Genomic DNA, 12,003 nt, shown 5'->3' on the forward strand with positions numbered 1-12,003 from the left:
TCAGTAGACCGCGAGGCGGCCGCCGTCGACCGGGATGACGGCCCCGGTGGTGTAGCTGGCCGCATCGCTGGCGAGGTGCACCACGAGGCCGGACAGCTCCTCGGCACGGCCGAGGCGACCCGCGGGCAGACGGTCGACGACCGTGGCGACGAACTCCTCGGGCCAGTCCGCCGACATGTCCGACGCGAAGGCACCCGGCATCACGCAGTTCACGCGCACCGCCGGGGCATACTCCTGCGCGAACGCCATCGTCAGGGCGTTGAGCCCCGCCTTCGCGGCGGAGTACGTCGCCTCCTGGGCGCTCGGGCGCTGCGAGCCGATGCTCGAGATGTTGACGATCGACCCGGCACCACGGCCTCGCATCCGGCTGCCGACCACCGCCATCAGGCGGAACGGGCCCTTGAGGTTCACCTCGATCGTCTTGTCGAAGAGGGCCTCGGTCTGCTCGGCGAGCGACGGCGACACAGGCGCGATCCCCGCGTTGTTGACGAGGACGTCGATCGGTCCCACCGTCTCCTCGATCCGCGCGATCGTCGGCTCGATGGTCTCCCAGTGCCCGACGTGCATCGCGACGCCCACGACCCGGGCCCCGGTCACCCGGGCGATCTCGGCCGCGGTCTCGTCGCAGGCGTCCTGCTTGCGGCTCGTCACGACCACCGTCGCGCCCGCCTCGGCCAGGGCCAGGGCCATGGCCCGGCCGAGACCCCGTGTGCCGCCGGTGACGAGGGCGATCTTCTGCGTCAGGTCCGTCATCGTGACTCCTCCAGTGTGGCGGCGTGGCCGTCGAGCAGCAGTGCCGCGATGTGCTGCCGGTGGTCGCGCGCGGAGCCGAGCAGGCGGCTCGCACCCATCGCACGCTTGAGGAACAGGTGCGCGTCGTGCTCCCAGGTGAAGCCGATCGCGCCGTGGACCTGCACGGACGCCTTGCCCGCCAGCAGGGCCGCCTCGGAGGCCGCCGCCTTGCACAGGCGGGAGAGCTCCTCGGCCCGCGGGTCGGCCTCGTCGACCGCCTCCGCCGCCCGCCGCACGAGCGTGCGGCTGGCCTCCACCTCCATCATCACGTCCACCAGGCGGTGCTTGATCGCCTGGAACGACCCGATGGCCCGGCCGAACTGCTGCCGCTCCTTCGCGTACGCCGTGGTCAGGTCGAGCGCGCCCTGCGCGACCCCGACCAGCTCGGCCGCCAGGGCGATGCGCGCCGAGCACAGTGTCTCCGCGAGGGCGGCACGGGCCGCCGCGCCGGCGGCGACGACGGTCGCCGGAGCATCGGTCAGCCGCACCGCGGCCAGGGGCCTCGTCCCGTCGACGGCCGGGAGGGGCTGCACCTCGACGCCGGGCGCACCGGACTCGACGAGCACCACCGTCGGAGCGCCGTCGAGGTCGGCGACCACCACGAGGATGTCCGCGGTCGCGCCGTGCACCACGGCGGGAGCGACGCCGGAGACGACGAGCGCGCCGTCCTGCTCGCGCGCCGCCAGGGGGGTGCCGTCGTCGGCTGCGGCGACGAACGTCGCCACCCGACGGCCCTCGGCGAGCTCGGCGACGAGGTCCTCCTGGCCGCCCGCGGCGGTCAGCAGCCGCGCCGCCAGGACGAGGCTCGGCAGGTAGGGCCCCGGGTCCAGCAGCCGGCCGAGCTCCTCCGTGACGGCGACGAGGTCGCCCAGGGAAGCACCCGTCCCGCCGTGCGACTCCGGCAGACCGACCGCTCCGAGACCCAGCTCCCCGGTCAGCCGGGTCCACGTCTTCGCGTCGTGCCCGTGCTCCAGCGCCGTACGCACCGCCGCCAGGTCCTGCGCGCTCTCGAGGAAGCTGCGCACCACCGACCGCAGCTCGTCGCGCTCCGCCTGGGTGTTCATCGGGCCTCCTGGACCGGTCGGGGCTCGCGGGGCAGGCCGAGGACCTGCTCGCCCAGGGTGTTGCGCTGGATCTCGCTGGAACCGCCGTAGATGGTGGCGGCGCGCGACGTCAGGAACTGGCGGATCCACGCGGCCGGCGACGAGGGCGATCCCAACGGATCGGGTCCGAGGTGCGCGACCCCGGGCTCGCCGCTCCAGGCGACGGCGTCGTCGCCGAGCAGCTCCAGCGCGAGCTCGGTGATCTGGGCGTGGTACTCGCTCTCGTAGAGCTTGATGATGGAGGACTCGGGGCCCGGCGGGGCGCCCGACAGCGCCCCCGCGAGGTTGCGCTCACCCAGGTAGCGCAGCATCTCGAGCCGCAGGTGGGCCTGTGCGATGCGGTCGCGCACCCAGTCGGTCTGGTCCAGCCCGCGGTCCCGGACCAGCGCGACGAGGCGGTCGAGCTCGATGCGGTAGCCCGCGTAGAGCGCTCCGGACGCCGACCCGCGCTCGAACCCCAGCAGCGTGAGCGCCACCTTCGATCCCGCGCCGCGCGGACCGACGATGTTGTCGGCCGCCGTGCGCGCGTCGGTGAAGAACACCTCGCAGAACTCGTCCTCGCCGGTGATGGTGCGGATGGGACGCACCTCCACACCCGGCTGGTCGATGGGGATGAGGAGCATCGAGATGCCGCGTCCGCGGGACTCGCCGGGCTCGGTGCGCACGAGGGCGAAGATCCAGTTGGCGTCCTGCGCCGCGGTCTGCCAGACCTTCTGCCCGTTGACGACCCACTCGTCGCCGTCGAGCACCGCCCGGGTGGAGAGGGCGAACAGGTCGCTGCCCGCGCCGGGCTCGGAGTAGCCCTGCGCCCAGCGGTCCTCGGCAGTGAGCATGCGGGGCAGGAACCGCGCCTTCTGCTCCGGGGTCCCCCAGTGCAGCAGCGTGGGCCCGATGAGCGTGAAGGCGAACTGGTCGGTGTCGAGCGGGAGCACCGGCACGCCGGCCTCGACCAGCTCGGCCTGCAGGATCGCCTGCTCGGCGAGCCCGAGGCCACCCCCGCCGAACTCCTCCGGCCAGGTGGGCGCCAGCAGGCGCTCCTCGCGGAGCGCCTCGCGCCACCGACCGCGGAAGACCGCACGCTCCTCGGGGGTCAGGGCGCCGATCCCCGGCCAGCCCTCCCCGAGCTCGCGATCGAGGAAGGAACGCACACGGGAACGGAACGCCTCGCCCGCTTCAGTCTTCATCATCAGAACTCCTAAGTGACTCTCCATTCGGAGCGTAACGCGAAGTTCATCATGATGAAAAGGGGTCGGCGCCACCGACTTCACCGACGGGCGGAGTCCTCCCCCAGACCGAGCACGGCCGCCATCGCCGCCCGCACGAGCGACCGGGCGCCGGCCGTACGACGCAGGCGCGGCGTCGCGAGCACGTCGAGCGCCACCATCTGCGCCGCCCGCGCTCGGATGCGGGCCGTGGGGGCGTCGAGCTGCGGGAGCGCCTCTCGCAACGTCGCCGTGAACGCCGTCTCCACGTCCTCGGTCACCTGGCGCACCGCCGCGGCGACGCCGCCCTCGAGCTCCCGCACGTCGACCAGCAGCACGGTCAGCAGCTCCGGAGCGGACCACGCCATGGCGAGGTACGCGTCGAGGTGCGCATCGATGCCCCGTCCCGCGGGAGCCCCCGCGGCCACGGCGTGCGCGTGGGCGAGGGCGTTGGCGGCGCGCACGACGACCACCTCGAGGAGGTGGGCCTTGCTCTCGACGTAGGTGTAGAGGCCCGCGGCCGACATCCCGGCCGCAGCGGCGATGTCCTCGAGCCGCACCGCCGCGAAGCCGCGGGCGGCGAACATCGACGCCGCCGCCGCGATCACGCGTTCACGGCGCGCCGGGTGGACACCCGGCGTCGCCCGCGGGTCGGGATCGTCGAGCGCCGCGCCGCCGAGGTCGACGGCCGCAACGCGCTCCATCATCCCCACCAGCTCGGCCCGCAGGTCCCGGCCCGGCAGGCGCTCGTCGTGGAACGAGATGCTCGCGACGACGTCGAGGGTCGCCCAGGCGAGGAGGTGCGCATGGGCGGCGGAGAGGTCGCGACGGACACGGCCGATGACGAGGCCCAGCTCGTCGGGCAGCGCCCGCACCTCCTCGCGCAGCTCCGCCTGGACCGCCGGATCCGCGTTCCGGGCCTCCACCGACCACAGCCGCGTGGAGCTGCGCGACGCGAGCGCGCTGTCGGCCAGGTTCGCCAGCACGACGTCGAGTCCCTCGGCCGCACCCTCGCGGATCGCGGCCAGCCGGAGGCGCGTGCCCCGCGCCACCACCTCGATGAGCAGGTCCTGCTTGCTGGCGAAGTAGCGGTAGAGCGCCGACGGCTGGACGTTGACGGCACGGGCCACGTCGCCCATCGACACCCGGGCGTACCCGCGCTCGGTGAAGAGCTCGGCAGCCGCCCCGACGACGAGGTCGCGACGGTTGCGGGGCCGCGTGCCCGGCCGCGGCGGCGGCATGCGCTCGGTCGTCACGCGCCACCTCCTGCGGTCGGGTACGCCGCGCGTCCGGCCCCCGCCGCCCGGTCAGACCGTGAGCAGGGTGCAGGCACTGACGCCGGGTGCGCCGTACACGTGCGTGAACGCGACCTTGGGCGAGCCCGGCACCTGCCGCGGTCCGGCGTCGCCACGGAGCTGCAGCACGTTCTCGTACACCTGGCGGAGACCGCTGGCGCCCACCGGCTCGCCGTTCGCCAGGCATCCGCCGTCGGTGTTGATCGGCAGGGAACCGTCGATGCGGGTGCTCCCGTCGGCGATGAGCTTCTCCTGGTCACCGTGCGCACAGAGCCCAGTCTCTGCCATGTGCATGATCTCCGCGCCCGACTCCGTGTCCTGCACCTGCGCCAGGTCGACGTCGGCCGGATCGATGCCGGCCGCCTCGAAGCAGGCAGCCGCCGCGTCCACCGTCGGCCCGTCGACCCGCTCGGCCGCGAGGTGCGGCGAGAAGACCTCGAACGAGCCGAAGCGCCGCGTGCGGAACGCGACCGAGGCCAGCTTGACCTCGCGGGACGCCGCCCCCTGCGACGTGCGCCGCAGCACGACGGCGACCGCGCCCTCGCCGGGCGAGCAGTACATGTACTGCGTCAGCGGGTGGTTGATCATGCGGGAGCCGGCCACCTCTGCCTCGGTGAGCGGGGCGCGCCGCCAGGCGTTCTCGTTGAGCGCGCCGTTCTCGAACGCCTTGACCGCGACCTTGGCGAGCGCGGCGTCGCTGATGCCGTAGTCGTGCATGTAGCGCTGGATCTTCATGGCGAAGAACTGGGTGGTGAGCATCATCCCGGTGCGGCCGTACCACTCCGGGAGGCCCCAGCGCGCCGGGTCCTCGTTGAAGGCGCCGCGCGGGTGCTTGTCGAAGCCGAGCGCCACGGCGACCTCGGCCTGCCCGCTCTCGATCGCGGCAGCCGCGACCGTCAGCGCGCTGCCGCCGGTGGCGCAGCCGTTCTTGACGTTGATGAAGGGGATCCCGGTGAGGCCGAGCGCGCTCACCATGGTGTCCGGGTTGCCGGCGGCCTCGCTGCCACCCGCCGCGAAGTCCACGTCGTCCCAGGTCAGCCCGGCGTCGCGCAGTGCAGCGCGCACGGCGACGACGCCCTGCTGCATCCCCGAGACGCCCTCGGTCCGGCCGAAGGGGTGCATGCCGATGCCGGCGATCGAGACACTCATGCGGGGGCTCCGTCCACGGCGAAGGCGAAGGTCGTCAGGGGCGTGCCGGAGGCGTCGGCGCCGTACTCCTCCACCACCAGGTGCACCGCCGCACCGATCCTCAGTCCCGCGGCCGAGGAGGCGAGGAGCCGCGACTCCACGAGCACCTCGCCGTCGAGCTCGACGTAGCCCACGCCGTACGGCGTGAACTCGGCCCACCCGTCGTAGGGCGCCTTCGGGAGGAAGTTCTGCACGGTGAAGGTCCACAGGCTGCCCCGGTCGGCGAGGAGGTGCTCGTCGACGTCGCTGCCCGTGCAGCGGGCACAGGAGGCGGGGCGGGGGAACGCGACCGCGCCGCAGGCACGGCAACGCCCGCCCACGAGACGCGGACCGTCGCTGGTCTCCCGGAGGTCGTCACCGACCACGGACACGGCTTGCATGGCACTCCTGGGCGTTCGAGGGCTCCGACGTCCTGATCATGGGACGCGGACAGGTGGCACGTCAAGGCTAAGTGAATCTCTGATCGGTAGCGGTGCTTCGCGGTCGAGCGTAGTCTCGCGTTACACGTGACCTAAATGACCGATCGATCGCCGCGAGGAGAGACATGACGATCAGCCGCGAGGTGCGCCTCGTCGCCCGGCCCGAGGGCCGCCCCACCCCCGACCTGGTCGAGGTGGTGGAGACCGAGGTCGAGTGCGGCGACGACGCCGTGGTGGTGGAGAACCTCGCCATGTCCGTCGAGCCCTACATGCAGGGGCGCATGTCCGAGCACGTCGACTACGCGACGCCGTACGCCCTCGGGCAGCCCCTCACCGGGCACGCCGTCGGACGGGTGGTGGCCTCGTCGGTCGCCGACCTCCCCGAAGGCACCGTCGTGCTCCACGAGAAGGGCTGGCGCGAGCTGAGCAGGCTGCGTCCCGACGAGGTGCAGGCGCAGGTGCCCGACGGAACCGACCCCCTCGCCCTCCTCGGTGCGCTCGGGCAGACCGGGTTCACCGCCTGGGTCGGCCTGACCCTCGTCGCGGGGCTGCAGGGCGGCGAGACCGTGTTCATCACGTCCGCCGCCGGTGCGGTGGGCGCCGTGGCCGGGCAGATCGCGAAGGCCCAGGGCTGCACGGTCATCGGGAGCTGCGGCGGCCCGGAGAAGGGCGAGGTGCTGCGAGGCCTCGGCTTCGACGCCGTCATCGACCACCGTGCCGGACCCGTCCGCGCCTCGCTCAAGGAGGCACTGGCCGCGGTGGGGCGGTCCCACCTGGACGTCACGTTCGACAACGTCGGCGGCGAGCAGCTCGAGGCGGCCATCCGCCACATGGGCGACCACGGCCGGATCGCGCTCTGCGGGGCGATCTCGACCTACGACGCCACCAGCCCGGTGCCCGGGCCCCGCAACCTCCTGCTCGCCATCTGGCGTCGTCTCCGGCTCGAGGGGTTCATCGTCGGGGACCACCAGGCGCACCGCCCCCGCTTCGACGAGCGCATGACGCGCTGGCTGGCGGACGGCACGGTCGTCGACCCCCGCACGGAGGTCGCCGACGGCATCGAGCACGCCTTCGACGGGTTCCTGCGGATGCTGGACGGCGCCTCCACCGGCAAGTCCTACGTGCGGCTGGCCGACTGACACGGTCGGCCTGCGCGGACGACAGAGGGGGTGACGGCCGACGCCGTCACCCCCTCTGCTCTGCAAGCCCGTCGCCTCACGGGCCGGCGGTGCTCACCACAGCGACTCGCCGCCGTCCACCACGAGGTTGGTGCCCGTGACGAAGCCGGTCCTCGGCGAGGCGAGGTAGAGCGCCGCCTGAGCCATGTCGTCGGTGTGCCCGACCCGGCCCATCGGCACGTGCTGCAGCATCCGGTCGCGCACCTCGTCGTTGACGGACGCCAGCGGCGTGTCGGTGATCCCGGGCGAGAGCACGTTGACCCGCACACCCTCCGGCGCGAGCTCGTACGCCGCGACCCGCGCGAGCTGGTTGAGACCCGCCTTGCTGGCCGCGTAGTGCGCCGTGCCCGGACGCGCACCCAGCCCGCGGATGGAGGACACCGCGATGATCGAGCGGTTGCCGCCTCCCTGCGCGACCATCCGCCGTGCCGCGCCCCGCATGCACGCGAAGGTACCCGTCAGGTTGAGGCCGATCGTGCGGTCCCAGAGCTCGTCGTCGAGGTCGAGGAACGGGACGATGGACCCACTGCCCGCGTTGGCCACCAGGACGTTGAGGGGGCCGAGCTCGTCGACCCGTGCGAACAGGGCCTCCACCGACGCCCGGTCCGACACGTCGAGGCGCTGGACCACCACCTCGCCCGCGCGGCCCTCCACGGCCTCGAGCTGCTCCGCCGCCCGCGCCAGGTCCCCCTCGTCGCGGGCCGCGATGACCACCCGGGCACCGGCCGCGACGTACCGCTCCGCGATGGCGAAGCCGATGCCCTTGCTGCCGCCGGTGACGACGCACAGCTGGCCCTCCAGCTCGCGCATGGTCGTTGCCTGCTCCTGCACGTCTTCTCCTGTCGTGGTCACAGCTTGCTCAGGACGTCGCGTCCGCCGATCGACATGGCGGCGACCACGCCGGCGCCGGTGACCGCGGTCATGATGATGGAGACGGCGGCGACCGTGGGGTAGGCGCCGTTGCTCCAGAAGTCGTAGACCACCGTGCCCATCACCTGCGTGGTCGGCGACCGGACCAGCATCGATGCCGAGAACTCGTGGGTCAGCAGCACGAAGATCAGCGCGACCGCGCCGCCGATGCTGCCCCGCAGCAGCGGGAGCATGATGACGAGGTGGGTGCGGAGCCGGCTGGCGCCGCTCACCCAGGACGCCTCCTGGTAGCTGGTGCCGAGCGCGAGCATGCCGTTGGTCATCATCCGGGTCGCGAACGGCAGCATCAGCGTGACGTAGACGAGGATGATCACCCACCGCGTGCCGTAGAGCACGACCGGCGGCTCGGAGTAGGTGAGCAGGAAGCCGGCGCCGAAGATCACGGCGGGGATGCCCAGCGGCAGCGCCACGAGGAAGTCGAGCAGGGTCCGCGCGATCGGCATCCCGCGTCGGCGCAGCAGCACCGTCGAGATCGCGTAGCCCAGGGGCAGCACGATGGCCACCGCGGTGATCGAGGCGACGAGGCTCGTGACGATCGACTCCACGATGTTGGGCGAGTCCAGCGCGGTCCGGAAGTTCGCGAGGGTGAAGCTGCTCGGGTCGATCGACGAGCTCCAGTACGGCGAGAGCGCGACCACGAGGAGGCCGGACATCGGCAGCACGACGGCGACGAGGCCGTAGACCGCGATGAAGACCGCTGCCCAGCGCGACGGCCGCTGCCGCCGCACGGCGCCCTTGCCGCCGTGGGTGACGAAACGCGTCTGGTCGCCGATGCCGATCTTCTGGGCGATCACGATGAGCACGCCGAAGATGAGCAGCGGGGAGCCGAGCGCGGCCGCGGCCGCGTAGTCGACGGGGAACTGCGACGTGGAGAAGTACATCTGCGTCGTCAGCACGCGGATGCCCTTGTTGGTGCCGAGGAGCAGCGGCGCCGTGAACTGGCCGAGGCCCAGCAGGAGCCCCACGCCCGCGCCGTAGATCAGCGACGGGCGCAGCAGCGGGAGCACGACCTTGAAGAAGACACCCGCGCCCGAGGAGCCCGCGACGTGCGCCGCCTCGAGGTGGTCGGCACTGATGTTCGCCATGCCAGCGCTGACGAAGAGGTAGATGAACGAGGTGAGGCCGAAGCCCGTGATGATGACGATCCAGGGCAGCGAGTAGACGTCGACCGGTCCCGACTCGAGGTGGTCCCACCACGGCAGCTGGCGCAGCGCCGCGTTGAGGTAGCCCGGGCCGGGCGAGAGCAGGAAGGCCCAGCCGACGACCATCGCGATGGCCGGCAGCACGATCGGCACGATCGGGACCGAGCGGAGGAAGCCGGCCCGGTCGGGGAGCCGACTTGCGGCGTAGGCCAGCAGGGTCCCCAGGACCATCGCGACGGCCATCGACCCGAAGGCGAGATAGACCGTGCGCCAGATGAGCTCACCGAGCCCGACGGTGGCGAGCGCGCGGTCGTAGCCGCCCGCCCCGTCCTCGAAGGCGAGGCCCTGGAGCCGGACGAGCGGCATGCCGACGAGGTAGGCGACCACCAGCAGCAGGGCCCAGACGCCGAACCGACGCCGCGCGGACGACCACACCATCGAGCCGGCACGCGGCTCCTGGCCGTCCCTCGGGCGAGGCGCCTCGACGGAGGGTCGCTCCGCGACGGCGGTGCTCACGCGACCACCTCGGGCACCGGCGCGTGCGCCACGGCACGCTCGGTCGCGGGGTCGAAGTAGCGAGCACGGGCGACGTCGATCTCGACCACCACCCGGTCCCCCGCCGCCGCGCGGCTACCGGGGGTGCCGGTCTCGACGCGCGCCTGCAGGCGGCGGCCGTCGGCCTCGAGGGACACGTCGACGTGGCTGCCGCCGTACACCGTCCCGGTGACCCGCGCCGGCACCTGGTGACCGTGCACCACGTCCTGACCGCCCCGGATGGCGAGGTGCTCGGGTCGCACGCGCACCGTCAGCTCGTCGACGTCCGCGGCGACGGGGAGCCGCACGGGCGCACCGCCGGACGCGCTCCAGCCGTCCACGCCGCGGGTGAGCGAGAGCCGGTTGGACATGCCCATGAACTCGGCGACGTAGTCCGTCGCGGGCTCTTCGAAGACCGTGTCCGGGGCGGCGCACTGCTCGATGCGACCGGACCGCATGATCGCGATCCGGTCGGCCAGCGCCAGGGCCTCGTCCTGGTCGTGGGTCACGAAGACCGACGTGAACCCGATCCGCTCGTGCAGCTCGTGCAGGTCGGCCCGCACCTGCATCCGCAGCTTGGCGTCGAGGTTGCTCAGCGGCTCGTCGAACAGCACCAGGTCGGGCCGGGCGACGATGCCACGCGCCAGGGCGACACGCTGCTGCTGGCCGCCGCTCAGCTGGCTGGGGTAGCGGTCGAGGAGGTGGCCGCAGTCGACCAGGTCGGCCACCTCCTCGACCCACCCGTCCCGCAGACCGTCCTTGATCTTCCGGACCTTCAGCGGGTAGGCGATGTTCTTCCGGACCGTCATGTGCGGCCACAGCGCGTAGGACTGGAAGACCATGCCGATGCTGCGCTTCTCGGCGGGGAGCTCGATGCGACGCTCGCCGTCGAAGACCGCGTTGCCGCCGAGCTCGATCCGACCCGAGGTCGGCGACTCCAGGCCCGCGAGGCACCGCAGGGTCGTGGTCTTGCCGCAACCGCTGGCTCCGAGGAGCACGAGCAGCTCCCCCTGGGGGATCTCCAGCTGGAGGTCGTCGATGACCGCGTCGCTGCGAGGTCCGCCGAAGCGCTTCGTGAGCGAGGTGATGCTGACACTTGCCATGTCCGGGTTATCGCCTTTGTGATCTCGGGTCGAGCTCGCCGCCTAGATCAGCGGAAGAGCCCGTTCCACTTGGCCTGGTATTCCGCGACGACCTCGGGGGTGACCGCGGAGGTGTCGAGACGGTGCACGGTGTCGGTGGTGCCGACGGTGCCCGGGACGTCCGGTCGGATGGACGCCGCCTTGCGAGCGATGCGCGACTGGCCCTCGACGCTCAGCATGTAGTCGACGAGGAGCTGTGCGGCGTTGGGGTGCGGCGAGTCCTTCGCGATCGCCCCGTAGAACATCGCCGACCACTGCTCCTGCTCGAAGCCCCAGTCGACCGGCGCGCCGGCCTCCTGCTCGTCGATCTGCGGCTCGACGTACGCCGCGGCAGCGATCTCGCCGGACGAGAGCGCCTGGGCGGCCGGCAGGGCGCCCGGGTAGATCTTCGGCTCCTGGGCGGCGAGCCGCTCGGAGAAGTCCTCACCGTAGAGGCGCTCGAGGTAGAGGTAGAAGTCGACGAACGCCGGCACGGTGGGCTCGGGCACGCCGATCTTGCCCTCGAGCGCCGGGTCGAGCAGGTCCTCGTAGTTCTCGATCGTGCCCGCGTACTCGTCCGTGTTCCACGCGAAGGTGATGACCGTGGCGTCGACGTCGAAGTAGTAGTCGTCGCGCATCACGTCGATGTCGTCGAAGACCGGGGCGATCGGCTTCTCGAAGGCACCCGAGTCCGAGTACTGCTGCTGCAGCGACTCGGTCGAGGAGACGAAGACGTCGACCGACGGGCTACCGGTCCGGATCTCCGTGTCGAAGCGCGGGGCCAGGTTCGCGTCGATGTCGCGGACGATCTCGACGTCGATGCCGTACTCCTCGGTGAAGCCGGCGGCCATGTCCTCGAGCTGGGCCGAGCCCTGCGAGGAGTAGATCGTGACGGCGCCCTCGTCCTCGGCCGCGCTGACGACCGAGTCCCAGTCGCCGTCGGCGAGCGAGCTCGACGGCTCGTCCGACCCGCAGGCCACGAGGGTCGTCGCAGCGACCGCCAGGGTCGCCGCCTGCGCGACCCGCTTCATCCAGTGGTTCCTCATCGATTGCTCCTCGTTCTGGGTGGACCGCCCCGAAGTCACACGACACGTGTGAG

The 12,003-nt window shown here is 72.2% G+C and carries 11 protein-coding genes; 1 reads left to right on the forward strand and 10 read right to left on the reverse strand.

What is annotated here, in order from left to right; all coding sequences use genetic code 11:
* The 6 genes from G3T38_RS12725 to G3T38_RS12750 form a co-directional block, all read right to left on the reverse strand.
* Positions 1 to 753 carry an SDR family NAD(P)-dependent oxidoreductase gene (locus G3T38_RS12725; RefSeq protein WP_163772686.1) on the reverse strand — a complete coding sequence of 251 codons (753 nt, stop codon included), beginning with the start codon at positions 751 to 753 and terminating at the stop codon, positions 1 to 3.
* Positions 750 to 1,856 carry an acyl-CoA dehydrogenase family protein gene (locus G3T38_RS12730; RefSeq protein ID WP_163772687.1) on the reverse strand — a complete coding sequence of 369 codons (1,107 nt, stop codon included), beginning with the start codon at positions 1,854 to 1,856 and terminating at the stop codon, positions 750 to 752. Before G3T38_RS12730 ends, G3T38_RS12725 begins: the two co-directional genes overlap by 4 nt.
* A complete protein-coding gene (locus G3T38_RS12735) occupies positions 1,853 to 3,082 on the reverse strand; it encodes an acyl-CoA dehydrogenase family protein (protein ID WP_163772688.1) in 1,230 nt (409 codons plus the stop codon). Before G3T38_RS12735 ends, G3T38_RS12730 begins: the two co-directional genes overlap by 4 nt.
* 77 nt (positions 3,083 to 3,159) lie before the next feature.
* Positions 3,160 to 4,353, reverse strand: coding sequence for a TetR family transcriptional regulator (locus tag G3T38_RS12740; protein ID WP_163772689.1), 1,194 nt, complete (start codon positions 4,351 to 4,353; stop codon positions 3,160 to 3,162).
* Between the two features lie 51 nt (positions 4,354 to 4,404).
* Positions 4,405 to 5,541 carry a thiolase family protein gene (locus tag G3T38_RS12745; RefSeq protein WP_163772690.1) on the reverse strand — a complete coding sequence of 379 codons (1,137 nt, stop codon included), beginning with the start codon at positions 5,539 to 5,541 and terminating at the stop codon, positions 4,405 to 4,407.
* Positions 5,538 to 5,960 carry a Zn-ribbon domain-containing OB-fold protein gene (locus G3T38_RS12750; protein WP_163772691.1) on the reverse strand — a complete coding sequence of 141 codons (423 nt, stop codon included), beginning with the start codon at positions 5,958 to 5,960 and terminating at the stop codon, positions 5,538 to 5,540. Before G3T38_RS12750 ends, G3T38_RS12745 begins: the two co-directional genes overlap by 4 nt.
* Positions 5,961 to 6,124: 164 nt before the next feature.
* On the opposite strand from G3T38_RS12750, the gene G3T38_RS12755 reads away from it, so the two are divergent.
* Entirely contained in the window at positions 6,125 to 7,138 is a 1,014-nt protein-coding gene (locus G3T38_RS12755; RefSeq protein ID WP_163772692.1) for an MDR family NADP-dependent oxidoreductase, read from the forward strand.
* Between the two features lie 93 nt (positions 7,139 to 7,231).
* On the opposite strand, the gene G3T38_RS12760 is transcribed toward G3T38_RS12755, so the two are convergent.
* The 4 genes from G3T38_RS12760 to G3T38_RS12775 are packed head-to-tail and all read right to left on the reverse strand — an operon-like array spanning position 7,232 to position 11,950.
* Entirely contained in the window at positions 7,232 to 8,008 is a 777-nt protein-coding gene (locus G3T38_RS12760; RefSeq protein WP_206675870.1) for an SDR family oxidoreductase, read from the reverse strand.
* Positions 8,009 to 8,025: 17 nt separating this feature from the next.
* Positions 8,026 to 9,765, reverse strand: coding sequence for an ABC transporter permease (locus G3T38_RS12765; protein WP_338037628.1), 1,740 nt, complete (start codon positions 9,763 to 9,765; stop codon positions 8,026 to 8,028).
* Positions 9,762 to 10,886, reverse strand: coding sequence for an ABC transporter ATP-binding protein (locus G3T38_RS12770; RefSeq protein WP_163772693.1), 1,125 nt, complete (start codon positions 10,884 to 10,886; stop codon positions 9,762 to 9,764). Before G3T38_RS12770 ends, G3T38_RS12765 begins: the two co-directional genes overlap by 4 nt.
* A gap of 47 nt (positions 10,887 to 10,933) precedes the next feature.
* Positions 10,934 to 11,950: an ABC transporter substrate-binding protein gene (locus G3T38_RS12775; protein WP_163772694.1), complete on the reverse strand. Its 1,017-nt coding sequence runs from the start codon at positions 11,948 to 11,950 to the stop codon at positions 10,934 to 10,936.
* Between the last annotated feature and the right edge of the window lie 53 nt (positions 11,951 to 12,003).

Source organism: Nocardioides zeae, from assembly GCF_010686755.1.
GTDB classification, from domain to species: domain Bacteria; phylum Actinomycetota; class Actinomycetes; order Propionibacteriales; family Nocardioidaceae; genus Nocardioides; species Nocardioides zeae.